Origin of the sequence: Streptomyces longhuiensis, from assembly GCF_020616555.1 — a bacterium.
GTDB classification, from domain to species: Bacteria; Actinomycetota; Actinomycetes; order Streptomycetales; family Streptomycetaceae; genus Streptomyces; species Streptomyces longhuiensis.
Window position 1 is genome coordinate 7,362,217 of the sequence record NZ_CP085173.1, and the last position, 26,872, is coordinate 7,389,088.

Annotated in this window: 20 protein-coding genes; 13 read left to right on the forward strand and 7 right to left on the reverse strand. The window is 71.1% G+C overall.

All coding sequences use genetic code 11. The features are described 5' to 3' along the window. Positions 1-182: 182 nt before the first annotated feature. The 5 genes from LGI35_RS33670 (at position 183) to LGI35_RS33690 (ending at position 7,067) form a co-directional block, all read left to right on the forward strand. Positions 183-1,073 carry an FAD binding domain-containing protein gene (locus tag LGI35_RS33670; protein ID WP_116508363.1) on the forward strand — a complete coding sequence of 297 codons (891 nt, stop codon included), beginning with the start codon at positions 183-185 and terminating at the stop codon, positions 1,071-1,073. Next, positions 1,073-1,678, forward strand: coding sequence for a (2Fe-2S)-binding protein (locus LGI35_RS33675; protein WP_116508360.1), 606 nt, complete (start codon positions 1,073-1,075; stop codon positions 1,676-1,678). The genes LGI35_RS33670 and LGI35_RS33675 overlap by 1 nt, the downstream gene beginning before the upstream one ends. Before the next feature lie 2 nt (positions 1,679-1,680). After that, the gene (locus LGI35_RS33680) at positions 1,681-4,071 is read left to right on the forward strand and encodes a xanthine dehydrogenase family protein molybdopterin-binding subunit (protein ID WP_227298054.1); all 2,391 of its coding nucleotides are present in this window, start codon (positions 1,681-1,683) and stop codon (positions 4,069-4,071) included. Between the two features lie 307 nt (positions 4,072-4,378). Then, on the forward strand, positions 4,379-5,836 hold the full coding sequence (locus tag LGI35_RS33685) for an NCS2 family permease (protein WP_227298055.1): 1,458 nt from the start codon (positions 4,379-4,381) through the stop codon (positions 5,834-5,836). A 55-nt stretch (positions 5,837-5,891) separates the two neighbouring features. Further along, a complete protein-coding gene (locus tag LGI35_RS33690) occupies positions 5,892-7,067 on the forward strand; it encodes an XdhC family protein (RefSeq protein ID WP_227298056.1) in 1,176 nt (391 codons plus the stop codon). On the opposite strand, the gene LGI35_RS33695 is transcribed toward LGI35_RS33690, so the two are convergent. Continuing rightward, entirely contained in the window at positions 7,016-8,887 is a 1,872-nt protein-coding gene (locus LGI35_RS33695) for a hypothetical protein (RefSeq protein WP_227298057.1), read from the reverse strand. The two genes, LGI35_RS33690 and LGI35_RS33695, sit on opposite strands and share 52 nt — an antisense overlap. Before the next feature lie 85 nt (positions 8,888-8,972). Here LGI35_RS33695 and LGI35_RS33700 point away from each other — a divergent pair, with 85 nt between their 5' ends. Next, a complete protein-coding gene (locus LGI35_RS33700) occupies positions 8,973-10,436 on the forward strand; it encodes a hypothetical protein (protein WP_227298058.1) in 1,464 nt (487 codons plus the stop codon). A gap of 18 nt (positions 10,437-10,454) precedes the next feature. Here LGI35_RS33700 and LGI35_RS33705 read toward each other — a convergent pair whose 3' ends face one another. After that, the gene (locus tag LGI35_RS33705) at positions 10,455-10,895 is read right to left on the reverse strand and encodes an SRPBCC family protein (protein WP_227298059.1); all 441 of its coding nucleotides are present in this window, start codon (positions 10,893-10,895) and stop codon (positions 10,455-10,457) included. A 138-nt stretch (positions 10,896-11,033) separates the two neighbouring features. Here LGI35_RS33705 and LGI35_RS33710 point away from each other — a divergent pair, with 138 nt between their 5' ends. Beyond that, a complete protein-coding gene (locus tag LGI35_RS33710) occupies positions 11,034-12,248 on the forward strand; it encodes a cytochrome P450 family protein (RefSeq protein ID WP_227298060.1) in 1,215 nt (404 codons plus the stop codon). A 26-nt stretch (positions 12,249-12,274) separates the two neighbouring features. On the opposite strand, the gene LGI35_RS33715 is transcribed toward LGI35_RS33710, so the two are convergent. Continuing rightward, complete coding sequence (locus tag LGI35_RS33715) at positions 12,275-13,075, reverse strand: polysaccharide deacetylase family protein (RefSeq protein WP_227298061.1); 801 nt, start codon at positions 13,073-13,075, stop codon at positions 12,275-12,277. A 694-nt stretch (positions 13,076-13,769) separates the two neighbouring features. Between LGI35_RS33715 and LGI35_RS33720 the strand changes: the two genes are divergently transcribed. Then, positions 13,770-15,221, forward strand: a complete 1,452-nt coding sequence (locus LGI35_RS33720) for a hypothetical protein (RefSeq protein ID WP_227298062.1) — start codon at positions 13,770-13,772, stop codon at positions 15,219-15,221. Here LGI35_RS33720 and LGI35_RS33725 read toward each other — a convergent pair. The 3 genes from LGI35_RS33725 to LGI35_RS33735 all read right to left on the reverse strand — a co-directional run bounded on the left by LGI35_RS33725 (position 15,194) and on the right by LGI35_RS33735 (position 18,509). Further along, complete coding sequence (locus LGI35_RS33725) at positions 15,194-16,123, reverse strand: oxygenase MpaB family protein (RefSeq protein ID WP_227298063.1); 930 nt, start codon at positions 16,121-16,123, stop codon at positions 15,194-15,196. The two genes, LGI35_RS33720 and LGI35_RS33725, sit on opposite strands and share 28 nt — an antisense overlap. A gap of 138 nt (positions 16,124-16,261) precedes the next feature. Next, positions 16,262-17,626, reverse strand: a complete 1,365-nt coding sequence (locus LGI35_RS33730; protein WP_227298064.1) for an MFS transporter — start codon at positions 17,624-17,626, stop codon at positions 16,262-16,264. 217 nt (positions 17,627-17,843) lie between these two features. Next, complete coding sequence (locus tag LGI35_RS33735; protein ID WP_227298065.1) at positions 17,844-18,509, reverse strand: TetR/AcrR family transcriptional regulator; 666 nt, start codon at positions 18,507-18,509, stop codon at positions 17,844-17,846. Between the two features lie 128 nt (positions 18,510-18,637). Here LGI35_RS33735 and LGI35_RS33740 point away from each other — a divergent pair, with 128 nt between their 5' ends. After that, positions 18,638-19,513, forward strand: coding sequence for a shikimate dehydrogenase (locus LGI35_RS33740; protein ID WP_227298066.1), 876 nt, complete (start codon positions 18,638-18,640; stop codon positions 19,511-19,513). A gap of 61 nt (positions 19,514-19,574) precedes the next feature. Beyond that, positions 19,575-21,425, forward strand: a complete 1,851-nt coding sequence (locus LGI35_RS33745) for a bifunctional sugar phosphate isomerase/epimerase/4-hydroxyphenylpyruvate dioxygenase family protein (RefSeq protein WP_227298067.1) — start codon at positions 19,575-19,577, stop codon at positions 21,423-21,425. A 32-nt stretch (positions 21,426-21,457) separates the two neighbouring features. Here the strand turns inward: LGI35_RS33745 and LGI35_RS33750 are convergent, their stop codons facing one another. Continuing rightward, positions 21,458-21,919, reverse strand: coding sequence for a VOC family protein (locus tag LGI35_RS33750; RefSeq protein ID WP_227298068.1), 462 nt, complete (start codon positions 21,917-21,919; stop codon positions 21,458-21,460). Between the two features lie 261 nt (positions 21,920-22,180). On the opposite strand from LGI35_RS33750, the gene LGI35_RS33755 reads away from it, so the two are divergent. The 3 genes from LGI35_RS33755 (at position 22,181) to LGI35_RS33765 (ending at position 26,627) form a co-directional block, all read left to right on the forward strand. After that, entirely contained in the window at positions 22,181-23,014 is an 834-nt protein-coding gene (locus LGI35_RS33755) for an FAD binding domain-containing protein (RefSeq protein ID WP_227298069.1), read from the forward strand. Next, complete coding sequence (locus tag LGI35_RS33760) at positions 23,011-25,794, forward strand: molybdopterin-dependent oxidoreductase (protein ID WP_227298070.1); 2,784 nt, start codon at positions 23,011-23,013, stop codon at positions 25,792-25,794. The genes LGI35_RS33755 and LGI35_RS33760 overlap by 4 nt, the downstream gene beginning before the upstream one ends. A gap of 140 nt (positions 25,795-25,934) precedes the next feature. Then, positions 25,935-26,627: a M24 family metallopeptidase gene (locus LGI35_RS33765; protein ID WP_227298071.1), complete on the forward strand. Its 693-nt coding sequence runs from the start codon at positions 25,935-25,937 to the stop codon at positions 26,625-26,627. Positions 26,628-26,872 lie beyond the last annotated feature (245 nt).

The window sequence follows — 26,872 nt, forward strand, 5'->3', positions numbered from 1 at the left end:
GACGTCCAGGTTGGCCAGCCAACTCCTTCATGGTTTCCGTGACTGACCACGGCGGAGTGCCGCGCTGTGTACTGAGCCCACTCCACGTAAACAGCACATGAACGAGCCTTCGAGGTCCGCACATCCCGTGGCTCGATCCGTTCGAACGACCGACCACGAGATCACGAAGAAGAGAGCCGCTCATGGACTTCCTTCGCCCCGCCAGCTGGGAGGAGGCGCTCGCCGCCAAGGCCGAGCACCCCACCGCTGTGCCGCTCGCGGGTGGCACCGATGTGATGGTCGAGATCAACTTCGACCACCGGCGCCCCGAGTACCTCCTTGACCTGAACCGCATCGGGGAGCTCGGCGAATGGGAGGTCGGGCAGGACACCGTCCGTCTCGGCGCCTCCGTCCCCTACACCAAGATCATGCAGAATCTGCGCGCCGAGCTGCCGGGCCTGGCCCTGGCCTCGCACACGGTGGCCTCGCCGCAGATCCGCAACCGCGGCGGAGTCGGGGGCAACCTCGGCACCGCGTCGCCCGCCGGTGACGCCCACCCCGCGCTCCTCGCCGCCGACTGCGAGGTCGAGGTGGAGTCCGTACGCGGTTCGCGCCGTATCCCGATCGACGCGTTCTACACCGGCGTGAAGCGCAACGCGCTCGCCCCCGACGAGCTGATCAGGGCCGTCCACATCAAGAAGGCCGACGGCCCGCAGCAGTACTCCAAGGTCGGCACCCGCAACGCGATGGTCATCGCCGTGTGCGCCTTCGGCCTGGCGCTGCACCCCGAGACCCGTACGGTCCGCACCGGCATCGGCTCGGCCGCGCCGACCCCGGTCCGTGCCAAGGCCGCCGAGGAGTTCCTCAACGCGGCGCTCGAAGAGGGCGGCTTCTGGGACAACGGCAAGATCATCACTCCTTCGGTCGCCAAGCAGTTCGCGGATCTCTGCTCGGCCGCCTGCAACCCGATCGACGACGTCCGGGGCACCGCGAGCTACCGCCGGCACGCCGTCGGCATCATGGCCCGTCGCACCCTGACGTGGACCTGGGAGTCGTACCGCGGCACCGCCGCCAGCACGGAGGGAGTCGCGTAATGCGCGTCAATTTCACGGTCAACGGCCGTCAGCAGGAAGCCGACGACGTGTGGGAGGGCGAGAGCCTCCTGTACGTCCTGCGTGAGCGCATGGGGCTGCCAGGCTCCAAGAATGCCTGCGAGCAGGGCGAGTGCGGTTCCTGCACCGTCCGCCTCGACGGCGTGCCGGTCTGTTCGTGCCTGGTCGCGGCCGGCCAGGTCGAGGGCCGCGACGTCGTCACCGTCGAGGGCCTCGCCGACTTCGCCAAGCAGCGCGCCCAGCACGGGGGCTGCGCGAGCGGCGCCTGCGGCGACGACGCGGGCAAGGCGGGCACCTCCCTCCAGGACGCCCAGCAGTGGCAGTCCAAGCCGAGCGACTCGCAGACGGGCGAGGGCGACGAGCTCTCGCCGATCCAGCAGGCGTTCATCGACGCCGGAGCCGTCCAGTGCGGCTTCTGCACCCCCGGTCTGCTCGTCGCGGCCGACGAGATGCTGGAGCACAACCCGAGCCCGACCGACGCGGACATCCGCGAGGCGCTCTCCGGCAACCTCTGCCGCTGCACCGGCTACGAGAAGATCATGGACGCGGTCCGCCTCGCGGCCGCCCGTCAGTCTGAGGCGGTCTGACCATGGGAACCACCGGTACACCCACGAACATCACGCAGGGTTCCAAGACCAAGGGCGGCATCGGCGAGTCCACGCTCCGCCCGGACGGCACCCTCAAGGTCACCGGCGAGTTCGCGTACTCGTCCGACATGTGGCACGAGGACATGCTGTGGGGCCAGATCCTGCGCTCCACGGTCGCCCACGCGGAGATCGTCTCCATCGACACCTCCGAGGCCCTGGCCCAGTCCGGCGTCTACGCCGTCCTGACCTACGACGACCTGCCCACGGCCGTGAAGAACTACGGCCTGGAGATCCAGGACACCCCGGTCCTCGCGCACGGCAAGGTCCGCCACCACGGCGAGCCCGTCGCCATCGTGGCCGCCGACCACCCGGAGACCGCGCGCCGCGCCGCCGCCAAGATCAAGGTGGAGTACCGCGAACTGCCGGTCATCACGGACGAGGCGTCCGCGACCGCGCCCGACGCGATCCTCATCCACGAGAACCGCGACGACCACCACATCGGCCACGTCCCGCACCCGAACATCGTGCACCGCCAGCCGATCATCCGCGGCAACGCCGACGAGGCCGCCAAGAAGGCCGACTTCGTCGTCAAGGGCGAGTACACCTTCGGCATGCAGGACCAGGCCTTCCTCGGCCCGGAGTCCGGCCTCGCCGTGCCCTCCGAGGACGGCGGCGTCGAGCTGTACGTCGCCACCCAGTGGCTGCACTCGGACCTCAAGCAGATCGCCCCCGTACTCGGCCTGCCCGAGGACAAGGTCCGCATGACGCTCTCCGGCGTCGGTGGTGCCTTCGGCGGCCGCGAGGACCTGTCGATGCAGATCCACGCCTGCCTCCTCGCGCTGCGCACGGGCAAGCCCGTCAAGATCGTCTACAACCGGTTCGAGTCGTTCTTCGGCCACGTCCACCGGCACCCCGCGAAGCTCTACTACGAGCACGGGGCGACGAAGGACGGCAAGCTCACGCACATGAAGTGCAAGATCGTCCTGGACGGCGGCGCCTACGCGTCCGCCTCCCCGGCGGTCGTCGGCAACGCCTCGTCCCTCTCGGTCGGCCCGTACGTCATCGAGGACGTCGACATCGAGGCGATCGCGCTCTACAGCAACAACCCGCCCTGCGGCGCCATGCGCGGCTTCGGCGCGGTCCAGGCGTGCTTCGCCTACGAGGCCCAGATGGACAAGCTCGCCGACAAGGTGGGCATGGACCGGGTCGCGTTCCGCCAGCTCAACGCGATGGAGCAGGGCACCCTGCTGCCGACCGGCCAGCCGGTCGACTCGCCGGCCCCCGTCGCCGAACTCCTGCGCCGCATCAAGGCGATGCCGATGCCGCCCGAGCGCCAGTGGGAGTCCTCCGAGGGCTCCGACGTGCGCCAGCTGCCCGGCGGTCTGTCCAACACCACGCACGGCGAAGGCGTCGTACGCGGTGTGGGCTACGCGGTCGGCATCAAGAACGTCGGCTTCTCCGAGGGCTTCGACGACTACTCCACCGCCAAGGTGCGCATGGAGGTCATCAACGGCGAGCCCGTCGCCACGGTCCACACGGCCATGGCCGAGGTCGGCCAGGGCGGCGTCACCGTCCACGCGCAGATCGCCCGCACCGAGCTGGGCGTCGCGCAGGTGACCATCCACCCGGCCGACACCCAGGTCGGCTCCGCGGGTTCGACGTCCGCGTCCCGTCAGACGTACGTCACCGGCGGCGCCGTCAAGAACGCCTGTGAGCTGGTGCGCGAGAAGGTCCTGGAGATCGGGCGCCGCAAGAAGGGCACCTACCACCCGGCGTGGGCCACGGCCGAGCTCCTCCTGGAGGGCGGCAAGGTCGTCACCGACGGCGGCGAGGTCCTCGCCGACATCGTCGACGTGCTGGAGAACGACGTCGTCGAGCTGGAGGAGGAGTGGCGCCACCGCCCGACCGTGGCGTTCGACCTCGTCACCGGGCAGGGCAACGGCCACGTCCAGTACAGCTTCGCCGCGCACCGCGCCGTCGTCGAGGTCGACACCGAGCTCGGTCTCGTCAAGGTCATCGAACTGGCCTGCGCGCAGGACGTCGGCAAGGCGCTCAACCCGCTGTCCGTGATCGGCCAGATCCAGGGTGGCACCACCCAGGGCCTCGGCGTCGCGGTCATGGAGGAGATCATCGTCGACCCGAAGACCGCGAAGGTGCGCAACCCCTCCTTCACGGACTATCTGATCCCCACCATCCTCGACACGCCGACCATCCCCGTCGACGTGCTCGAACTCGCCGACGACCACGCCCCGTACGGGCTGCGCGGCATCGGCGAGGCCCCGACCCTGTCGTCCACGCCGGCCGTCCTCGCGGCGATCCGCAACGCGACGGGCCTGGAGCTCGACCGGACCCCGGTACGCCCCGAGCACCTCACGGGAACGGGCCCGGCGTAACAGCTCTCCGGACGGTGCGTGCCTCCCAGGAACGTCACACTTCCCAGCCCGCACCGTCCGGAGCCTTCAAGTACCGCACCGCTCGCGGTCCTTTCAGCACCACCGGCAGTTCAGGTACCACCGGCAGTACCAGCACCACAGGCATCGACTCACCACCAGCAGCACGGTTTCTTGCGTAACACAGCTACGCATCACCCCGTTCGTCTCGGGCCGTCCCCCGGGTCGTGCAGCCCACGCACCATCCCAAATCCCGCGATCTCCAACCACGTTCGTGCGGGTGTCCCTGTGAACCTTGGGAGTAGGCACCATGACCCAGCAGTCTCTGGAGCCGAAGACCACCGCCGAAGACGCGGGCGCAGGCTCGCGTCCGTCGGCCGGCAGGTCTTGGCTCGACCGGTACTTCCACATATCCGAACGAGGATCCACCGTCGCGCGTGAGGTGCGTGGTGGCGTCACGACCTTCATGGCCATGGCGTACATCCTGCTGCTCAACCCCCTGATCCTGTCCGGCAAGGACGTGGCGGGCGACATGATGGGCCAGAAGGCCCTCATCACCGCCACCGCCTTCGCCGCGGCGTTCACCACGCTCCTCATGGGCTTCGTCGGCAAGGTGCCGCTCGCGCTCGCCGCCGGCCTCTCCGTCTCAGGTGTGATCTCCTCGCAGGTCGCTCCCCAGATGACGTGGCCGCAGGCCATGGGCATGTGCGTGATGTACGGCGTGGTGATCATGCTCCTGGTGGTCACCGGCCTCCGCGAGATGATCATGAACGCGATTCCGCTCGCGCTCAAGCACGGCATCACGATGGGCATCGGCCTCTTCATCGCCCTGATCGGCCTCTACAAGTCCGGCTTCGTGCAGGTCGGCAAGGCCACCCCGCTCACGCTCGGCCCCGCCGGGGAACTCGCCGGCTGGCCCGTCCTGCTCTTCGCGGGCACCCTGCTCCTGATCTTCATGCTCCAGGCCCGCAACACCCCCGGCGCCATCCTCATCGGCATCATCACCGGCACCGTCGTCGCGATGATCCTCAACGCGCTCGACGTGATCAACCCCAAGCAGTGGGCCAACGGAGCCCCCGAGCTGCACGGCAGCGCGGTCTCCACGCCCGACTTCTCGCTTTTCGGCCACGTCGAGTTCGGTGGCTGGGGCAAGGTCGGCGCGATGACCGTCGGCATGATCGTCTTCACCCTGGTGCTCGCCGGCTTCTTCGACGCGATGGCCACCATCATCGGCGTCGGCACCGAGGCCAAGCTGGCCGACGACAAGGGCCGCATGCCGGGCCTGTCCAAGGCCCTGTTCATCGACGGTGCGGGCGGTGCCATCGGCGGCGTCGCCGGCGGCTCGGGCCAGACGGTGTTCGTCGAGTCCGCGACCGGCGTCGGCGAGGGAGCCCGCACAGGACTCGCGTCCGCCGTCACCGGCCTGTTCTTCGCGGCCTGTCTGTTCTTCACCCCGCTCACCGCGATCGTGCCCCAGGAGGTCGCGTCCGCCGCGCTCGTCGTCATCGGCGCGATGATGATGATGAACGCCCGGCACGTCGACTGGGCGGACCGGGCCACCGCGATCCCGGTCTTCCTGACCGTGGTCCTGATGCCCTTCACGTACACCATCACCACCGGTGTGGCCGCGGGCGTCATCTCCTGGGTCGCCATCAAGATCGCCCAGGGCAAGGCACGGGAGATCGGGGCCTTCATGTGGGGCCTCACGGCGATCTTCCTCGTGTACTTCGCCCTCAACCCGATCGAAGGATGGCTGGGCGTCCACTGACGCCCGGCCCGAGAGGGCCCCGCGCCCTCCACGCAACCGAGAAGGAGACCTAGAGATGCTGGACATCGCCGAAGAGCTGCACCGGTGGGTCGAGCAGGGACGCGACTTCGCCGTGGCCACCGTGGTGGCCGTCGGCGGGAGCGCGCCCCGGCAGCCGGGAGCCGCACTCGCCGTCGACAGCGACGGCACAGCGATCGGCTCGGTCTCCGGCGGCTGCGTGGAGGGCGCCGTCTACGAACTGTGCCAGCAGGCGCTCCAGGACGGCGAGACCGTCCTCGAACGCTTCGGCTACAGCGACGACGACGCCTTCGCCGTGGGGCTCACCTGCGGCGGAATCATCGACATCCTGGTCACCCCGGTTCGCGCGGACACCCCGGGACGGGAGGTGCTCGCGGCGGCGCTGTCCGCCGCCGCCCGAGGAAGGGCGGCGGCGGTCGCGCGCATCACCCAGGGACCGGCCGAACTCATGGGCCGCGCCATCCTCGTACGCGACGACAGCGACTCCGACGGCGGCTTCGCAGGTGACTACGAGGGCAGCCTCGGCGGCCACCCCGAACTGGACCGCACCGCGGCCGGCGAGGCCCGCGCGCTCCTCGACGCCGGACGCACCGGCACGGTGGAGATCGGCGAGAGCGGCTCGCGCTGCGGACAGCCCCTCACCCTCCTGGTCGAGTCGTCGGTCCCCCCGCCCCGCATGATCGTCTTCGGGGCCATCGACTTCGCAGCGGCGCTCGTCAGGATCGGCAAGTTCCTCGGCTACCACGTGACGGTGTGCGACGCGCGCCCCGTCTTCGCGACGCCGGCCCGCTTCCCCGACGCCGACGACATCGTCGTGGAATGGCCCCACAAATACCTGGAGCGCACGCGGACCGACGGACGCACCGTCCTGTGCGTCCTCACCCACGACGCCAAGTTCGACGTCCCGCTCCTCCAGCTGGCGCTGCGCCTGCCCGTCGCCTACGTCGGCGCGATGGGCTCCCGCCGCACCCACCTCGACCGCAACGAACGCCTGCGTGACGTCGGTGTCACCGAGCTCGAACTGGCGCGCCTGCGCTCGCCGATCGGCCTCGACCTCGGCGCCCGCACCCCCGAGGAGACGGCCCTGTCCATCGCCTCGGAGATCGTCGCCAACCGGCGCGGCGGCAGCGGTGTCGCGCTGACGGGCGCCCACACGCCGATTCACCCCGACGGAGTGCGGGCGCCCTCCGGGCGGATCGGGTCCGTGGCCTGACCGGCCCCATCGGCTTCACCGGCCTCATGGTCGAGCGCCGCCTGCCGCGTGGATTCGAGCAGCGTGTCGAGGGCCACGACGAGAGCCCGATGGGCCAAATCCCTTAAAAACAGCGGCTGTTCGTACGAAAAGCCCGGGGCGTTCGCCGCCTCGGTGACATGGGCGAGCCGGCCGAGGACCGCGTCGAGACGGTTGCGGGCCTCCTCGTCGAGGGCGTCGTGGCGCGAGGTCAGGAGCGCCTTGAGGTCGGCCTGTCCCCGCTCGGACTGCTCCCTGATGAGCCCGAGAGTCCTGGCGGCGACCGACCCCGCGTGGTACTCCCTGACTTCTCCCTGTCGGTCCGCGAAGGTGTTGCGGAGGTCGATGAGGAGTGCCGGGAGGGCGTCCGGCAGCGCTTGCGCGGGAGTCGAGGGGGCGGCGTCCGGGAGTGACTCGTCGGCGGCTGCGGCTGCGAGGCCGGACGCGACGGACTCCTGTACGGGTGTGGGGGCGGGGGCGGGGATGCGTACGGGGTCGGGCGCGGGCGTCGACTCGGGCTTCGTTTCGCGCTTCGCGTCGGGCGGTGCCGCCTGCTGCGGCAGCTTCACCGCGGCCACCACCGCCTCCACCACCGCCGGTTCGGCCTCACGTGGCCCCGGCACGAGCACCGCCTCGCCGGGCTCGTACGCGTCGACCGACCGCAGGTACGCGCCGGCCGCCTCCGCCGCGAGCCGGAAGAACCACCACCGGTCCCTCGCGTCGTACCGGGCGCGGGCCGTGAACATGAGCGCGCTCGCCTGCATCGACAGGAGCCACTGACCGGGCCACTGGCCGGAGATGGTGCGCTGGCGCAGCCAGTCGTCCGGCGCCTTGCGCACCTCGTCGACCGTCCGGGCGAGGCCCTGCGGGATCAGTAGCCCGGGGGTGTCCCGGCCGACGAGCAGTTCGAGGAGTTCTGCGCGGGCGTCGTCGGACAGATGCGGCAGAAAGTCGGCCACCAGGCAGAGCAGCAGATGCATCGGGTCGCGGGCGAGCAGGGCCTGCTCGTCGAAGCGCGACAGGTCGATCAGGACGTAGCGGCCGATGTCCGCGTCGGGCTCCTTGGGCACCATGATGTTGCCCGGGTGCAGATCGCCGTGGGCGCGGCCGCGCATCGGATAGTCGAGGGTGTGCTCCGCGAGCGGGCAACTGCCCGTCAGATGTACGGGGTTGGGCAAGGGGCCGGCGTTGGTGCGGCCCGGTCTGATCCAGGCGGTTTCGAGGTCGAGGCCCAGCTTGTCGCGGACCCATACGGCCAGTGGCTCCTCCGGTTCGAGGCGCCGGTCGAGGAGTTCGGAGACGAAAGCGGCGGCCGTCATCTCGCCGTCCCACTTCTCGTCCGGATTCCAGTCAGCCAGCAGGGACCGCGTGATCTGCCCCGCGACGCCGGGCATGCGCCGCTGCCGCAGGATCGTGCTGAGCGTCACCATGGTCTCGTCGTTGCCCGCGAAGCCCTGGAACATCAGCCAGGCGTCGTCCACCGGCATCGGATCGTAGAGCTGCTCCACGAGATGGGCGCGGGGGAACGAGGACTCGCCGTTCGGCAGGGACCGCCTCGCGGCGATCAGCCGCCCCGGTTCCATCGAGGAGTCGCCGTCCGGGGAGCAGAGTTTGATGATCATCCGGCGTGTGGTGCGTCCCGGATCGCTGTCCCGGACGAACACGGAGGCCAGGGACGCGCCGCTGCCCCCGGTGTCGAGCCAGGCCGGGGCGGTCAGCGGGCGGTGGTTCTGCTGCTGCCACTGGTCGAGCAACGCGGCAGCGCGTGCCCCGAACTTGGCGAACTGGGTTGAGCGGTCCATCAATTCAGTATCACCGCAAGGACCGCGCGCGTGTTCGCCCTCGCGTGATATCTCCTGCGAGGAGGACGAGAAGGGGGAGGCGACGATGGCACGTCTCAGGGGGAGCAGGCGCCCGAGGTGGCGCCCGGCGCCGGGTGACACGGTCGACGCGGCACGGCTGCGCGAGGAGATCACCGGGCACGAGGACAGCACCGGCGGCCCGCTCAGATTCGAGGGGCTGCGCGTACGCGGCCGGCTGGATCTGTCCCGCTGCCGCGTCGACGCCGTCCTCGAACTGGTCGACTGCGTCTTCGACGAGCCACTGCGCTTCGCCGAACTCACCGTCAGCGCCCTGGACTTGTCCGGGTCGAGAGCGCCTGCCCTGCACGCGAACCGGATCACCGTCGACGGCGACCTGCGGTTGTCCGGGGCCACGCTCGGCAGCGGAACGCCCGTACCGCAGCCGCTGACCGGCCCGCCCGCGGCAGGGGACGGCCCGCGAGTGCCGCGCCGGCTGCCGGAGGACTCCACCTCGGCCGTTGTCGAACTGGCCGACGCGCGCATAGACGGCAACCTCGTCGTCGAACAGCTGACCGTCGCCGACTCGGGCCCCTGGTCCCTGCTCGCCCCTCGCCTCAACGTGTCGGGCTCGGTCCACGCACGCGGCCTCACCGCCTCCGGCGCCCTCTATCTGAGGGACGCCCAGATCACCTACGCCCTCAACCTCAACGGCGCGGACGTCGGGGGCCTGGACGGCACCGGACTCGCCTGCGGCCGCGGCCTGTACGCCGACTGGGGCTTCCGCAGCGCCGGGCAGGTCCTGCTGCGCGCCGCCACGATCGAGGGCGTGGTCACGTTCCACGACAGTGTCATCGACGGGCCCGCGGGCGCGCTGCTTCTGAGCCGGCTCCGGGTGCCACGGCTCCGCCTCGATCTGCGCGACGCACCGGCGGGCGCGGTGGTCCTCCAGGACGCGGCCGTCGACGTACTCGTGGACTCGGCCGCCACCTGGCCCGCCCCGGGCCGGCTCAACCTCGAGGGCTTCACGTACAAGCGCCTCGAAACCGCCGGACCCGTCGACGTCCGCACTCGCATCGGCTGGCTGACCCGCGACCCCAACGCGGGCGCGGGCTCCTTCGAGCAGCTGGCGACGTCGTACGAGAGCGCGGGCGACGAGCGGTCCGCACGCATCGTGCGGCACGCCAGGGAGCGTCATGTGCGCCGCCTCGACCGGCTGTCGGGGCGCGCCTGGGGCCTGGTCCAGGACCTCCTGTTCGGCTACGGCTACGCCCCGCGCAGGGCGCTCGTCTGGCTGCTCTCCCTGGCCGCGGCGGGTTCCCTGTGGTTCGCTTACCACGAGCCGCGCGCGGTCGGCGGCTCCGGGCAGCGGGCTTGGGACCCGGTCCTGTACAGCGTGGACCTGCTCATTCCCGTGGCGAGCCTCGGCTACCGCGGGTCGTGGGATCCGCAGGGCGTGGGCAAGGCCGTCGCCGTCTTCCTCGTGGTCTCCGGCTGGACACTGGCGACGGCGGTCCTCGCGGGCGCCAGGCGCGTCATCGGGAGAGGGTGAGTGATCGGTCGGAGGGTCTCAAGTTCCGTACTGAAGAAGCTTCTTGACGGCGTGGCCGAACATCATGCGGCCCGCCCTCGCGAGCAGCGGGTCGCACCAGCGCGGCAGCGGGCCCACGCGGATCTCCTCGCGCCACGCGACGAGGGATCCGGCGCCGTACGGCGCCACCTCGATCTCGGCCCAGCCCGTGACGAAGGTTCCGCGCTTCTCCAGGCGGCACCGGCCGGCCGAATCGCCGTACGGGGGTGCCCAGTCGACGACCTCCATCGGGTCGTCGAAGGTGAGACGACCGACGCCGGTCCGCGGCACGAAGACGGTGCCCTCGCCGGTCGGGGGCGGGGTCGCGAGCCTGACGCGGGTGAGGGGGACGACGTCCCCGTGCCGCTCCCAGTCCGTCATGCGGCGCCACGCCTCGGCGGCGGAAAGCGGCGATTCACGGGTGATTCGGAAGAAGGCCACGCCCGGATCCTAGAACCGCGGGCGCCCTTCCCGGTGCTGCCCGGCGCGCGCCGGATCTCCGTGCTTCCTAACTCCTAAGACCCTACGATCTGTTGTGCCGATTTGATCATGATCCCCCCACGCCGGTTGGAGCGCCACATGGCACACGACCCCCACGTCATCGACCCCGCGGGCCGCGGCCTCCACGAGGAGGCCGAGCTGCTGCGCACGCGCGGCTCCGCCGCACTCGTCGAACTCCCGGGCGGCATACGGGCCTGGGCCCCGACCCAGTACACGGTCCTCAAGCAGCTCCTCGCCGACGACCGCGTGTCCAAGGACCCCAACCAGCACTGGCCCGCCTGGATGAACGGCGAGTTCCGCGAGACCTGGGTCAACTCCTGGGTGGGCGTGACCAACATGTTCACCGCCTACGGCAGCAACCACCGCCGCCTGCGCAAACTGATCTCGCCCGCGTTCACCAAGCGCCGAACCGACGGCCTGCGCCCCCGCATCGAGGAGCTGACCGCCGGCCTCCTCGACCGGATGGCCGGGTCACCCGACGGCCGCGTCGACCTGCGCGCCGCATACGCGCACCCGCTGCCCATGCAGGTCATCTGCGAGCTGTTCGGGCTGCCCGAGGACCGGCAGGCCGATGCCGCCCGCCTCATCGCCGGCATCATGGACACCACCGTCACGCCCGAGCAGGCCATGGCCGTCTGGCAGGAGGTGCAGGAGCTCCTCGGGGGCCTGGTCGCCCTCAAGCGCGAGACGCCCGCCGACGACCTCACCAGCGTCCTGATCGCCACCCGCGACGACGAGGACGGCTCGGGCCTCACCGAGCAGGAGCTCATCGACACGCTGCTGCTCGTCATCGGCGCCGGCCACGAGACGACCGTCAACCTCATCGGCAACGCCGTGCAGGCCCTGCTCAGCCACCCCGATCAGCTGGCCCGCGTCCTCGCGGGCGAGATCCCCTGGAGCGACGTGATCGAGGAGACCCTGCGCTGGGCCCCCTCGATCGCCAACCTGCCGCTTCGGTACGCCGTCGAGGACATCGAACTGCCCGACGGCGTCAAGATCCCCCAGGGCGACCCGATCCTCGCGACGTACGCCTCGGCCGGGCGCGACCCGCTCCGCCACGGCGACGACGCGGGATCCTTCGACGTCACGCGCGTGGACAAGGAGCACCTCGCCTTCGGGTACGGCGTCCACTTCTGCGTCGGTGCGCCGCTCGCCCGGCTCGAGGCGGAGATCGCGCTGCCCGCTCTGTTCGCGCGCTTCCCCGGCCTGGCCCTCGACGTGAGTGAGGGCGCGGCCCCGCACGTGGAGTCCTTCATCGGCTACGGCTACAGCGAGTTGAGGGTCACCCTGTAGGGCCTGTGTGATGAGGGGGAGGCGGGTCAGGGCCGGTAGATCTTGCCCGGCTCGGCCTTCCCCGGCGCGAAGAGCTGCGGCACGGTCACGAACACGTAGCCCTTCGCCTTGAGTTCGTCGATGACGCCGGGCACCGCGGGCACGGTGCCCTGGTAGATGTCGTGCAGCAGGATGATGCCGTCGCGCTTCGTCTGGTCGACGACGCGCTTCCTGATCAGCGCCGAGTCGTTCGTCGTGTAGTCCTTGGCCGTCACGCTCCACAGGATCTGGGCGAGCCCCTCCTTCTCGGCGAGCTCGCTGACGTGGTTGTTCGTGCGGCCCTGCGGCGGCCGCATCAGCGTCGGCCGCTTCCCCGTCAGCTTCTCTATCGCGTCGTCCGGCCGCACGAACTCCTCCCGTATCTGCGCGTCGTCGATGTCGGTGAGGATCTTGTGGTCCCAGGTGTGGCTCGCGACCTCGTGACCCTCGCGCTCCATGCGTCTGACCAGCTCCGGGTACTTCGCGATGTGGTTCTTGCCGAGCAGGAAGAACGTCGCGGGGACGTGTTTCTCCTTCAGGATGTCGAGCAGCCGCGCGCTGTGCTCGCTCGGTCCCGCGTCGAACGTGAGCGCCACACACTTCACCTTGCGGCAGTCGACGGTCCCCAGCGAGACCCCCGCGTTCTTGGCGTCCGCCTGGCTCCTGTCGGCCCTGGCCCCGCTCGGGGAGGTCGTGTCGTACGACGTGCAGCCGCTCAGGCCGTAGGCCAGGGCGGCTGCGGTGCAGAGCGCGGCGGCGGCGCGCAACGCGGCCCTGGATTTCCTCGTCTTCTGAATCGCGGTAGGCATGCGAGGACTATACATAGCGTGTATACGCACGATGTATAGCCGGGGTGCATAGCCGTCCGGCCTGCTGCGATGCCGTTGGGCGGGTGCTGATCCTCCCGATGGTCGCGGCGGGGAGGGCCCGACCGGGGTGTGCGCGCACGATTGACAGCGCGTGCGCCGTTGCGGATGGTGTCCTCCTGGCGCGACGCCTGACGGTTGGGGGACCGAGATGGGTGTGGGGGACGGGCAGGCGGGGTCGGTATCCGGGTCGGACGCGGAATCGAGGTCCGGGGCGCCTTCGGGACCGGGGGAGCGGGAGCCGCGGGACGCGGTGCCGGCGGACGCGGTTCCTCGGGATGCGGTGAAGGCGGGGCCGGAGTCGGATCATGATCACGAGACCGGCCGGAGTGGCTCGGCCGCCACTGGCCCTGGCGCCGGCGCAGATCCGGGCCCAGGTGCCGCGCCGAGTTTCGGACCTCCCGGGCCAGGGGCACCCGCCGCGCCGAGCTTCGGGCCTCCCGGGTCGGGGGCGCCCGTCACGACGGGGTCGGCGTCCGGACCGGCCGCACCCCAACCGCCAAACCCTCCAGGGCCGCAGGCGTACCCCGCCGCACCGCCCCCGCCCGCCCGTCCGCCGACATTCGGACCACCGCCGCCACCGCCACAACCACCGACGGCCCCCACACCCAGGGCTCCCGCCGATCCCGTGCGAGCCGTGGCCGCCGGCCTGCTCAACCTCACCGGACTCGGGGCCGGATACCTTCTCCTGCGACGCTGGATCCTGGCCGCCGTCTGCCTCGCCGCGACCGCCGCGCTGCTCGTGATCGCGCTGCCCGCAGAACCCGACGGCGTACCGGCCGGACTGCTCGTCGGGTACGGGCTCCTGCTGCTCGTCGCCGCCCTGGACGGCGCACGGAGGGCCTCGACCAGCCCACTGCGTAGTCCAGTTATGGCGATGGCTCTCGGAATCGTGCTGCTCGCCGTGCCCGCCGGAGGCGTCGTCGCGTACGGCGCGGCGCGCGACGACGCCGTGGAGGAGATGCTGCTCGGCCGCCTCGACGACGCCGACGCGCTCGTCGCGAAGGCCGCAGCCCGCACCTCGTTCGCCGAGGGCCGCGCCGACTACACGACCGCGCTCGCCCGCTACCGCGAACTCGCCCACGACCACGCCGGATCCAAGGCCGCCGGACTCGTCCCCGACCGGCTGGACGCGTACTACAAGGCCGTCGCCAAGCCGTACACGGACAAGAAGGACTGCGAGGCGATCGAGCCGCTCACCTATCTGCGGACCGTGCCCGGCGAGCACATGGACCGCGACGTGCTCGGCTCCCTCGCCACCTGGCCCGACAAGCCACTCGCCGCCTCCCTGTACGCGTGCGGCACCGGCAGGCTGGGCGCCGAGACCGCCACGGCCGACGGTGGTGAACTCGGCCAACTCCTGCGTACGTTCCCGAAGTCGGAGCAGGCGGGACGGGTGGGAGGCGCCCTGCGCGACGCTGTCGCCGCACGCGGCCGCAGCCTGGGCGGCGCCGAACCCTGCACCGCCACCGACGAAGTGCGCAGCATCGGTCGGACGGCCGAGGCGCTCCCTGACGATGCGGGGGCGGGCGTGGCGGACGACGTCGACAAGGCCGTCGAGAAGGGCGTCTACGCCTGCGGGGTCGACGAGTTCGAGGACAAGAAGTTCGGCGACGCCCGCAAGACGCTGGCCGACTTCGCGGACACGTACAAGAACAGCAAGCACCGGGCCAGGGCCGAGGACATCGCGATCGCCGCCGAGATCGCCGGGCTGCTGCCTGCCGCCGGCAATCACCTGCCGCCCGCCGGGAGTCCGGGCGGCGCCCGGATGACGCTCGTCGTCAGCAACGACGGTCCCGGCCCCGTCGAGGTCCTCTACACAGGTCCGGTCACCGGCAGCGTCAAGCTGGCCGCCTGCGGCTCCTGCGCGATGTACTCGAGCGAGTCGGCGGGCAGGAGCAAGGCCTGCAAGGCGGACAGGAAGTACCCGAAGGCCACGATCAGGCTGCCCGCCGGGAGCTACCACTTCCTCCACAAGCACAGCGCGGACACGACGGCGGCCGTCTCCGACCGCGCCGCCGGGAGCGAGATCAGGCCGGGATACTCGTACACGCAGTGCAGTTACGTCGTGCGCGGCGGCGGCCTGTGATCGGCTGACCCCTCGCCGGGCGGCGCCGCGTGCGGGACGGGGCAGCCGCGCAGGCCCGGCGTGGGGAACGTGCCGAGTTCATCGACCCGGTAGCCCTTCGGGTAGCTCTTGATCTCCCAGTTCTGGCGGGCCTGGTGCGGCGCGCGGCGGGGCGGCAGCAGTCGTACCGCACGGCCGCGCAGGCGGACGGCGCCCCGCACGAGCGTGCGCGTGAGTGGGCTCGGCGGCTCGTAGTCGAAGGCGCGCAGGAGCGGCTCGTCGAGGAGGGCGACCGTCGCCTTCTTCAGTACCGGTTCCAGGACGCCCGGATACCAGGACGCCATGAGGGTGAGCGTCGCGTCCGACACCCGCCGCCCGGCCTCGTCCCGGCCGAAGTGCTCGGCCTCGTAGGTGTCGAGGCAGGTCTCGAACTCCTCGTAGGACTCCGGGATGCCCTGGATTCCCATGTGCCGGCCCAGCGCGCGGTAGTAGTGCGCCGAGGCGATCACCTCGTGGCGCGAGAGGCGGCGCCAGCCGTAGGTGTCGATCCAGCGCCTGGGCACGACGACGAACGTGCACAGGACGTACCGCATGTCGTCGTTGCTGATGTCGTAGCTGCGGTGCATCTGGTTGATGCGGCGGATCGCCGTGCGCCCCTGAATGCTGTCGAAGCCGTGCTCGACGACGGTGTCGAGCAGCAGCGAGGTGTCGTCGTACCGCTTCTGCGTACGCTCCGTCAGTTCGGCTGTCCGGTCCAGCAGTTGGCCGATGCTCGGTACCGCGTAGGTGCGGTAGAGCGCCAGCTCCAGGGCCCGCGTGAGGTCCCACGGGAACTCGTAGGTGGCGGTCAGCCGGTAGATCGTCAGCCAGTCCCGGTCCGGGTCGAGCCGCCGGATCTGCCGGAGTCGTTCGTAGCGCTGCATGCCATCCCCCATCTGTGGCCGGGAGATCAACCCTACGGCGCCGCCGCCGCACCGGGACCGCTTCGGCGCGGTATGAATTCCGGCGGTGAAGTGCGGGGCGGCGCAGGGCAGTTCGGACTCCGGCGGTAGATGGCCGGGTCAGACCTTGGTCGGTACGCGGCCGGCGGCCACGGCCTCCCGGCTCAGGCCGAGCTGCTCCGACGGCACCCGGTGTGTCTCGCGCGCGGTGAGGGCCGCGATGACCGGCGGGACGCACAGCGCCGCGGTGAACAGGGCGACCGCGGACCAGTCGTCTCCGTCGGGACCCGCTGTCTGCGCGGCGAACGTCACCGCGAACCCGGCCACCGCGAAGCCGATCTGCGTGCCGATCGCCACACCGGAGAGCCGCACCCGGGTCGAGAACATCTCGCCGTAGAAGGACGGCCAGATGCCGTTGGCCGCGCTGTACACGACGCCGAAGGTGAGGATGCCGAGGACGAGGACCAGCGGGTACGAGCCCGTGCTGATCGCCCACAGATAGCAGGCCATCAGCACGGCGCTGCCGACGGCGCCGACGAGGTAGACCGGCCTGCGGCCGATACGGTCCGAGAGCTTCGCCCAGAGCGGGATCGCGCCGAGGGCCGCGACGTTGGCGAGGGCGCCCACCCACAGCATCCCGGTCCGGTCCATGCCCACCGAGTCGCTCGTCGCGTACGACAGGGCCCACACGGTGAAGATCGTGCTGACGGAGGCGATGAGGGAGCCGGCGACGACGCGCAGGACGTCGGCCCAGTGGTCGCGCAGCAGGACGGCCAGCGGCAGCTTCACGACGCCCTCGGTCACGGCCTGCTGGGCGAAGGCCGGGGTCTCCTCCAGGGAGCGCCGGATCGCGTACCCGACGACGGCGACGGCGACGCTCAGCCAGAACGGGACGCGCCAGCCCCACGAGAGCAGCTGGTCCTCGGGCAGGGCCGCGACCGGGATGAAGACGAGGGTGGCGATGAGCTGGCCGGCCTGGGTGCCGCTGAGGGTGAAGCTGGTGAAGAAGCCGCGGCGGCCCGGTGGCGCGTGTTCCAGCGTCATCGAGCTCGCGCTCGCCTGCTCGCCCGCGGCGGAGATGCCCTGGAGCACTCGGCACAGCACGAGCAGGAGGGGGGCGAGGGAGCCGACCTGCGCGCGGCTGGGCAGACAGCCGATGAGGAAAGTCGACAGCCCCATGAGGATCAGCGTGAAGACCATGATCTTCTTGCGGCCGAGCCGGTCGCCGATGTGGCCGAGGAAGAGCGCGCCGACGGGGCGGGCGGCGTAGGCGACGCCGAAGGTGGCGAGGGAGAGCAGTGTCGCGTTCGCCGGGTCGGACTCGTCGAAGAAGACCTTGGGGAAGATCAGCGCGGCGGCGCTGCCGTAGATGAAGAAGTCGTAGTACTCCAGGGCGCTGCCGGTCCAGGCCGCGAGCGCTGCCTTGCGTGGCTGGCCCTCGGGGGCCTGGGGCGGCGCGGCGGCGCCGGGGGAGGGGACGGTCACGGCGTACTCCTAGGGGGACGCTTCGGCGATGAAGCGAGCGGAGGGGTGCGGGGTGGTGTCGTGTTGTCTTTCGCCGGCCCTGGGGTGGGGCGGTGCGGCTAATTAACCCACTGGGTAGTTAGTAGCGGATGGCTACGGATGTTGCGCTGGCGTTACCCGCGTGTCAAGAGGTGGGCCGCGAAAACTTCCGTACCGGGTGCCCGTCCGGCGCCCGGCCTCAGCCCTCGGCGCGGTCCGCCGTCAGGTAGGCGATGACCATGTCGCCGAGCATGGTCCGGTAGTGCTCGCGCTGCTCCGTCGCCACCAGGTCGCGGCCGAAGAGGGCGCCGAACGTGTGCCGGTTGGAGACCCGGAAGAAGCAGAACGAGCTGATCATCGCGTGCAGGTCGACGGCGTCGATCTCGGCCGTGAACAGGCCCGACGCGCGCCCGGCGTCGAGGATGCGCCGGATCACCTCGATCGCGGGCGAATTGAGCGCGCCGAGCTGTTCGGAAGCGGCGATGTGCTCCGCCTCGTGGATGTTCTCGATCGCGACCAGGCGGATGAAGTCGGGGTGCGCCTCGTGGTGGTCGAAGGTGAGCTCGGCCAGCCGGCGGATGGCCGCGACCGGGTCCAGGTGGTCGACGTCGACCTCCTGCTCGGCCTGCCGGATCGCCGAGTACGCGTGCTCCAGGACCGCCGTGAACAGCTGTTCCTTGCCGCCGAAGTAGTAGTAGATCATCCGCTTCGTGGTGCGGGTGCGGGCCGCGATCTCGTCGACGCGGGCGCCCGTGTAACCGGCGCGGGCGAACTCCTGAGTGGCGACGTCGAGGATCTCGGCCTTGGTGCGGGCGGCGTCACGGATCCGTCCGGCGGGTCGCGTCGGCTCTTCGACTGTGGCCATGCGTTCCTCCGGGTCGGTTCGGTGCTGGTGATTGTAGAAGCAGCGCCGGGGCCGGCGAGCGGCTGCCCTTTCCAGGATGCCTCCTTCCTGGTATTACTAACGAACCAGTTCGTACATTAGGAGAAACGGTGCCTCAGGACTCCTGCCTCGTCGGTCTGATCGGTTCGGGCATCGGCCCCTCGCTGAGCCCCGCGCTCCATGAGCGGGAGGCCGACCGCCAGGGCCTGCGCTATCTCTACCGGCTGATCGACATCGACGCCCTGGGGGCCACCCCCGACCAGGTCGGCGACCTGGTGAGGGCGGCCCGGGCCGTGGGCTACGACGGCCTGAACATCACCCACCCCTGCAAGCAGCTCGTCATCCCGCACCTCGACGAGCTCGCCCCGCAGGCCGAGGCGCTCGGCGCCGTCAACACCGTCGTGTTCGAGGGTGGGCGCGCCGTCGGCCACAACACCGACGTCACCGGATTCGCGGCGTCCTTCGCCCGTGGCCTGCCCGACGCCCCGCTCGACCGGGTCGTGCAGCTCGGCGCGGGCGGCGCGGGTGCGGCCGTCGCGCACGCCGTGCTCACCCTGGGCGGCGGTCACCTCACCATCGTGGACGCGATGTCCGAACGCGCCGCGGACCTGGCCGCTTCGCTGAACCGGCACTTCGGCGAGGGCCGCGCGTCCGCCGGGACCCCGGACCGTATCGAGGAGCACCTCGCCCGCGCCGACGGCCTCGTCCACGCCACACCCACCGGCATGGCCGCCCACCCCGGACTCCCGCTCCCCGCCCGGCTGCTGCGCCCGTCCCTGTGGGTCGCAGAAGTCGTCTACCGGCCGCTGGAAACAGAACTGCTGCTCACCGCGCGGGAGTTGGGATGCGCCACGCTCGACGGCGGAGGCATGGCGGTGTTCCAGGCCGCCGACGCGTTCCGGCTCTTCACGCGCCACGAGCCGGACAGCACGCGGATGCTCGCGGACATCGCCGAACTGGCGGGCACGGCGGCCGCACGGGGCTGACCCCGCCCACCACAGCCGACTCGTCCACCCCCACCCCGTCCCCCTCCCAAGGAGCATCGCCGTGCGCACCTCGATCGCCACCGTCTCGCTCAGCGGATCCCTGACCGAGAAACTCACCGCCGCCGCCTCCGCCGGATTCGACGGGGTGGAGATCTTCGAGAACGACCTCCTCGCCAGTCCCCTGACCCCCGAGGAGATCAAGGCCCGCACCGCCGACCTCGGCCTGACCGTCGACCTCTACCAGCCGATGCGGGACATCGAGGCCGTGCCGCCGCAGGAGTTCGAGCGGAACCTGCGCCGCGCCGAGCACAAGTTCCGGCTGATGAACCGGCTCGGCACGGACACCGTCCTGGTGTGCTCCAGCGTCTCGCCCCATGCCGTCGACGACGACGCCCTCGCCGCCGAACACCTCCACCGGCTCGCGGAGTCGGCGCAGGAGCACGGCGTCCGCGTCGCCTACGAAGCGCTCGCCTGGGGCCGCCACGTCAGCACGTACGACCACGCCTGGCGCATCGTCGAGGCGGCGGATCACCCCGCGCTCGGCACCTGCCTGGACAGCTTCCACATCCTCGCCCGCGGCTCCGACCCCAAGGGCATCGAAGACATCCCCGGCGAGAAGATCTTCTTCCTCCAGCTCGCCGACGCCCCGCTGATGGCGCTCGACGTGCTCCAGTGGAGCCGCCACTACCGCTGCTTCCCCGGGCAGGGCGGCCTGGACGTGACCGGACTCGTCCGACACGTGATCAACGCCGGTTACACGGGCCCGCTCTCGCTGGAGGTGTTCAACGACGTCTTCCGGCAGGCCGACGCGGGCCCCACCGCCGTCGACGCCCGGCGCTCCCTGATGCTCCTCCAGGAGGCCGCCGGGATCGCGGCGCCGCCCGCACCGGTCCAGCCCACCGGCTTCGCCTTCGCGGAACTCACCACCCCGGACGCCGGTGCCGTGTCCTCGCTCCTCGGCGCGCTCGGCCTGGCCAGGACCGCCAGGCACCGCAGCAAGCCCGTCGAACTGTGGCAGCGCGGCGACGCCCGCATCCTCGTCACCACGGATCCGGTCCGTCACCGCGACGGGCTCGCCCTCGCCGCGCTCGGCCTGGAATCCCCCGACCCGGCGGGCGCGGCGGCCCGCGCCGAGTCGCTCCTCGCCCCCGTACTGCCGCGTCACCGCGCACCGGAGGACGCCTCGCTCGACGCGGTGGCGGCGCCCGACGGCGTGGAGATCTTCTTCTGCGCGACGGACCGGGAGGGCCTGCCGAACTGGCGGGAGGACTTCCCGCCCCTGACCGGCTCCGACGACGGGGACGGAGACCGGGACGGAGACCGGGACGGAGACGGAGACGGGGGCCGGGACCCGCGGGGCGCCGTCCTGCGTATCGACCACCTCGCCCTGACCCAGCCCTGGCACCAGTTCGACGAGGCCGCGCTCTTCCACCGCACGGTCCTCGGACTCAGGCCCCAGGAAAGCGTCGACGTCGCCGACCCCTACGGGCTGCTGCGCAGCCGCGCCGTCACGAACGACGACGGCCGGGTGCGGATCGCCCTCGGCATCGGCCCCGGCCCCGCCGACGACGCCGGCCGCGCCCAGCACATCGCCCTGGCGACGGACGACGTGGTCGCCGCCGCGCGCGCCTTTCACGACGCGGGCGGGCGCCCGCTGCCCGTACCGCCCAACTACTACGACGACCTGGCGGCGCGCTTCGAGTTCGCCCCGGGCGAGGCGGAGACGTACCGGGAGCTCGGCATCCTCTACGACCGCGACGAGCACGGCACCTTCCGGCACTTCTATACGGAGACGGTCGGCCGGGTCTTCTTCGAAGTGGTCCAGCGCGACGGCGGATACCGCGGTTACGGAGCCCAGAACGCCCCCGTCCGCCTCGCCGCCCAGCACGCGCTGCGCCCCGGACGCAGGTAGGCCCCCGCCGCCCCCCGTACCGCCGCGACGCGTCAGTCCAGGCAGAACTCGTTCCCCTCCGGGTCGGCCATCACGATGTAGCCCGTGCTCAGCGGGGGCGCGGGCTCGTCGCGGCGTACCCGCACGGCGCCGAGCGCGACGAGCCGGGCGCACTCGGCTTCGAGCGCCGTCATCCGCTCCTCCCCCTCAAGTCCGGGGGCCGCGCGGACGTCGAGATGGACGCGGTTCTTGGCGGTCTTGCCCTCCGGCACCTGCTGGAAGAACACCCGCGGGCCCCGTCCCTCCGGGTCCTCGATGGCCGACCGCGTGTTGCGCTGCTCCTCCGGTACGCCGATCCGCGCGAGGAAGTCGTCCCACGCGGCCAGCGGGTCGGCGCCCTCGGGCACCTCGACGCCGGGCGGTCCGGGGTGGACGTAGCCCAGCGCGTCGCGCCAGAACGACGACAGCGCCCTCGGGTCGTGGGCGTCGAAGGTGACCTGGATGTGGCGGCTCACGGGGTGCTCCGTTCGTCACGGGGTGCGTGTGTGCGGGCAAGAGGTCCGCAGGACGGTGCGTCCGCGTCCCTGAAGCCACCCTGACACCTCTTGCGGACATAAATGGTCCGCGATCCCGGTGTGCCGGCGCCGGAAGCTGCTTGGTCGTTCAACCAAGGCCCACGGCGCCGGGGTGACGATTTCCGTGTTGGGCACCAGTCGTTTCCGGCCCTGCTCCCGGCTTCACTGGCTGTGAGGCAGCAGCTGAGGGGCGTTGAAGACATGGATCTGAACACGGTGAAGGAAGTGCGTGACGCGCGGCTGCGCGAGCCTTGGCAACCGGGCGACGCATGGCTGGGCGGGGGCACGTACCTGTTCTCCGAGCCGCAGCCCCATCTGCGGCGCCTGGTGGATCTGAGCCGCATGGGCTGGGAGTCGCTCACCCTTGGTGAGGACGGCTCGCTGGAGATCGCGGCGACGTGCACCATCGCCCAACTCTCCCGTTTCGGGCGGAAGTTCGGGGCCCAGGCAGCTCCCTTGATCGAGCAGTGCTGCCGTGCCTTTCTGGCCTCGTTCAAGATCTGGAACATGGCGACCGTGGGCGGGAACCTGTGCAACGGGCTGCCGGCCGGACCCATGATCTCGCTGACCGCCGCACTCGACGGCACCTGTCTGCTCCAGTCGCAGGCAGGAATGAGGCGGACCGTGAAGGTCGCCGACTTCATCACCGGCGCCGGCCGCAAGGACCTCGGCGACGGCGAGCTGCTCCGCTCGGTCACCGTGCCCGCGCGGGCACTCGGCTGCCGTACGGCCTTCCGCCAGGCGTCGCTGTACGGGCTCGGCCGCTCGGGAGCGCTGGTCATCGGGACGCTCGATCCGGTCGACGGGTCGATGGCGGTGACGATCAGCGCGGCGACCGTACGGCCGTTCCGCCTCTGGTTCCCGCTGCCGCCCGACAAGGGCGAACTCAGGCGGGCGATCGAGGCGGCCGTGGGCGAGGACGACTGGTTCGACGACATCCACGGACTGCCCGAGTGGCGGCGGCACATGGGATTCCGCCTCGCCGAGGAAGTCCGCCATGAACTGACCCAGCTCTCCCAGGACGGTGCACGATGAGCTTCGACATCGAGGTCAACGCCCAGCACTTCGACACCGAGCCACGGGCGGGCCAGTGTCTGCGCACGTACCTGCGCGAGCGCGGCTGGTTCGGGGTGAAGAAGGGCTGTGACGCGGGCGACTGCGGCGCCTGCACCGTCCATGTGGACGGGGAGCCGGTCCACAGCTGCCTGTACCCGGCCGTACGCGCACAGGGCCGCTCCGTGACGACCGTCGAGGGCCTCGCGTCCCCCGAGGGCGAACTCCACCCCGTCCAGCAGAAGTTCCTCGGCGCCCAGGGATTCCAGTGCGGCTTCTGCACCGCCGGATTCCTGATGACGACGGCCGCCCTCGAAGCCGAGCAGGGCACCGAACACGACGACGGCAAGCTGTCGGACCTGCCCCGCGCCTTCAAGGGCAACATCTGCCGGTGCACCGGATACCGCGCCATCGAGGACTCCGTGCGGGGCGTGCGGCACACCGAACGCCCCTGTGCGGGAAAGGCGGTCGGCAAGAGCCTCGGCGCGCCCGCCGGCCCCCAGGTCGTCACCGGCACCGCCCGCTACACCTTCGACGTCGAGGTGCCCGGGCTCCTCCACATGAAGCTGCTGCGCTCCCCGCACCCCCACGCCCGCATCGTCTCCATCGACACCGCGGACGCCCTGCGCGTGCCCGGCGTGCACGCTGTCCTCACCCACGAGGACGCCCCCGAGACCCTGTACTCCTCGGCCCGTCACGAACACCCCACCGAGGACCCCGACGACACCCGCGTCCTCGACGACACCGTCCGCTACGTCGGCCAGCGCGTCGCCGCCGTGGTCGCCGACAGCGAACAGGCCGCCGAAGAAGGCTGCCGACGGGTGGAAGTCGTCTACGAGCAGCTGCCTTACGTCACCGACCCCGAGAAGGCGATGGCCCCCGGCGCCCCCGTCATCCACGAGGGCAAGGGCCCCGAGGTGCGGATCTCCCGCGTGGAGAACAACGTCGCCGGCGAAGTGCACGGCGAGATCGGCTCCGTCGCGGACGGCTTCGCCGACGCAGACGTCGTCTACGAGGAGACCTTCCGCACGCAGCGCGTCCAGCACGCCAGTCTGGAGACCCACGGCTGCGTCGCCTACTTCGAGCCCAAGGAGGACGGCACCGGCGAACGCCTCACCGTCCGCTCCTCCACCCAGACCCCTTTCCTGACGCGCCGCGCCCTGTGCGCCCTGTACGGGCTGCCCGAGGACGAGGTGCGCGTCGTCGCCGGGCGCGTGGGCGGCGGCTTCGGCGGCAAGCAGGAGATGCTGACCGAGGACATCGTCACGCTGGCGGCCCTGGAACTGCGGAGGCCGGTGAAGCTGGAGTACACGCGCGCCGAGCAGTTCTACGGAGCGACCACCCGCCACCCCTTCACCATCGGCATCAAGGTCGGCGCCCGCACCGACGGCACTCTGACCGCGATCCAGATGCGCGTCGTCTCCAACACCGGCGCCTACGGCAACCACGGCCCCGCCGTCATGTTCCACAGCGTCGGCGAGTCCTTCGCCGTCTACCGCGCCCCGCACAAGAAGGTCGACGCGTTCTCCGTCTACACCAACGTCGTCCCGGCGGGCGCCTTCCGCGGTTACGGCCTCGGCCAGGTCACCTTCGCCGTCGAATCGGTCATGGACGAGCTGGCCCGCCGCCTCGGCATGGACCCGCTGGTCTTCCGGGAGAAGAACATCATCGGCCCCGGCGAACACATGCTCAGCCCGATCGGCGAGGAGGAGGACCTCCACATCGCCTCGTACGGCCTCGACCAGTGCCTGGGCGTCGTGCGCAAGGCGATCGCCGAGGACACCAGCGCCGAGCAGGCCCCCGAGGGCTGGCTGGTCGGACAGGGCACCGCCATGGCGATGATCGCGACCGGCCCGCCCGGTGGGCACTACGCCGACGCCCGCGTGTCCCTCCTGGCCGACGGGACGTACGACATCGCCGTCGGCACGGCCGAGTTCGGCAACGGCACCACCACCGTCCACAAACAGATCACCGCCGGCGCCCTGAACACCACCGAGGACCGCCTCACCGTCAGGCAGTCCGACACCGACGTCGTCCGCCACGACACCGGCGCCTTCGGCTCCGCGGGCACGGTGGTCGCCGGCAAGGCCGTCCTCCTCGCCGCCGGCTCGCTCGCCGAACGGCTGCGGACCTTCGCCGCCCGGCACACGGGCGTCGCCCGCCACCTGTGCGTGCTCGGCGCCGAGGCGTTCGACTGCGCGGGCCGTGTGGTGACCCTGAAGGAGATGTACGAGGCAGCCAAGGCCGGCGGCGCGATGGACGAGATCGCCGCCGACGGCCACTGGGGCGGCTCACCCCGCTCCGTCGCCTTCAACGCCCAGTGGTTCCGCCTCGCCGTCGACCCCGGCACCGGCGAGATCCGCATCCTGCGCAGCGTCCACGCCGCCGACGCGGGCAAGGTCATGAACCCGATGCAGTGCCGCGGCCAGGTCGAGGGAGGCGTCGCGCAGGCGCTCGGAGCGACGCTCTTCGAGACGGTACGCGTCGACGACCGCGGCGAGGTCACGACCGCCGCTTTCCGCCGCTACCGCCTCCCGCAGTACGCCGACGTCCCGCGCACCGAGGTCCACTTCATGGAGACCACCGACGCCATCGGCCCGCTAGGCGCCAAGTCGATGAGCGAGAGCCCCTTCAACCCGGTCGCCCCCGCCTTCGCCAACGCGCTGCGCGACGCCACCGGCATCCGGTTCACCGAGATGCCGGTCACCCGGGACCGCGTCTGGCTCGCCCTCGACCGGCACAAGTCCGTTCCGGGTGCCTGACTCGGGCTGAGCGGGTCTTGGGGTGAACGGATCTCGGTCTGAACGGAACTCGGTCTGAACGCAGTGCGGGTGGAACGGAGTTCGGGTGGAACGGAGCTTGGGCGGAACGAGCTTGGGTGGAACGGAAGAGGAACGGCACCATGGCAGCACCCGACCGGATGGACGAACGGCTGCGTGCCCTGGGCCTCGTGGAGGGCCAGCGGATGGCCCAGGCGCTGTTCGCCGAGGTCGCCGCCCGGGGCCTGATCGTCCCGGGCCGCAGCGAACGCGAGGTGAGCGACCGCATCGGCGCCCTGGCGCGGGAAGCACCCGCCTGGGGCAGGTGCGGCTCCTGGTGGGTCGTGCGATCGGGCCCGCACTCCGCCCTGCCCGCCGCCCAGGAGCCACCGGAGGACCGGATCATCACGGAGGACGACATGGTGATCGTCGATCTCGGCCCGCTCCTCGCCGGTTACGAGTCGGGCTTCGTACGTACGGTCGCCACAGGCCGGGACCCGCACAAGCGCCGCCTCGCCGAGGACCTCCCGAGACTGTTCACGGCGGCCCGCGAGGTGTTCCACACGGACCGCACCCTGACCGGCAGCCACCTGCACGCCGAGATCCAGACCCTGGCCACCAAGGCGGGCTGGACACTGGCGGGACGGAACGCCGGCCACACAGTGGGAACGGACGCCGATGACGCCCCACCCGAGGCGTACATCACCCCGGCCGACGATCGCCCGGCAGGCCCACTGGCTGCTGGAGATCAACCTGCTCGACGAGCACGGGGGCTTCGGCGGCTCGCACAAGGGGCTCCTCGACCTGGCGTGACCTGGGCAGTCCGCAAACGGTGACCCTGACGCCCCAACACCCCTTTCGCACACGTGAGGTGGAGTACCGGGGTGTCGCGTGGAGAGGGTTTCGAACCGCCACGCGCAGAACTCCGGTTCCCTGCCCGTCGACAGCCTCGACGCAGGAGCAACGATGTGATCGAGGACTGGGATTGAGGGTCGACACGGTTGGTGTGGGTACCGCGCAGACGTCACGAAGCCCCTCGGCGACAGAGACGAGATCCCCGGAAGATGCGACGGCGCTGAAC

Bases quoted from the DNA above. Each gene is read 5' to 3' on its own strand.
- LGI35_RS33670 (WP_116508363.1), top strand. From the start codon at position 183: ATGGACTTCCTTCGCCCCGCCAGCTGGGAGGAGGCGCTCGCCGCCAAG.
- LGI35_RS33675 (WP_116508360.1), top strand. From the start codon at position 1,073: ATGCGCGTCAATTTCACGGTCAACGGCCGTCAGCAGGAAGCCGACGAC.
- LGI35_RS33680 (WP_227298054.1), top strand. From the start codon at position 1,681: ATGGGAACCACCGGTACACCCACGAACATCACGCAGGGTTCCAAGACC.
- LGI35_RS33685 (WP_227298055.1), top strand. From the start codon at position 4,379: ATGACCCAGCAGTCTCTGGAGCCGAAGACCACCGCCGAAGACGCGGGC.
- LGI35_RS33690 (WP_227298056.1), top strand. From the start codon at position 5,892: ATGCTGGACATCGCCGAAGAGCTGCACCGGTGGGTCGAGCAGGGACGC.
- LGI35_RS33695 (WP_227298057.1), bottom strand. From the start codon at position 8,887: ATGGACCGCTCAACCCAGTTCGCCAAGTTCGGGGCACGCGCTGCCGCG.
- LGI35_RS33700 (WP_227298058.1), top strand. From the start codon at position 8,973: ATGGCACGTCTCAGGGGGAGCAGGCGCCCGAGGTGGCGCCCGGCGCCG.
- LGI35_RS33710 (WP_227298060.1), top strand. From the start codon at position 11,034: ATGGCACACGACCCCCACGTCATCGACCCCGCGGGCCGCGGCCTCCAC.
- LGI35_RS33715 (WP_227298061.1), bottom strand. From the start codon at position 13,075: ATGCCTACCGCGATTCAGAAGACGAGGAAATCCAGGGCCGCGTTGCGC.
- LGI35_RS33725 (WP_227298063.1), bottom strand. From the start codon at position 16,123: ATGCAGCGCTACGAACGACTCCGGCAGATCCGGCGGCTCGACCCGGAC.
- LGI35_RS33735 (WP_227298065.1), bottom strand. From the start codon at position 18,509: ATGGCCACAGTCGAAGAGCCGACGCGACCCGCCGGACGGATCCGTGAC.
- LGI35_RS33755 (WP_227298069.1), top strand. From the start codon at position 22,181: ATGGATCTGAACACGGTGAAGGAAGTGCGTGACGCGCGGCTGCGCGAG.
- LGI35_RS33760 (WP_227298070.1), top strand. From the start codon at position 23,011: ATGAGCTTCGACATCGAGGTCAACGCCCAGCACTTCGACACCGAGCCA.
- LGI35_RS33765 (WP_227298071.1), top strand. From the start codon at position 25,935: ATGGCAGCACCCGACCGGATGGACGAACGGCTGCGTGCCCTGGGCCTC.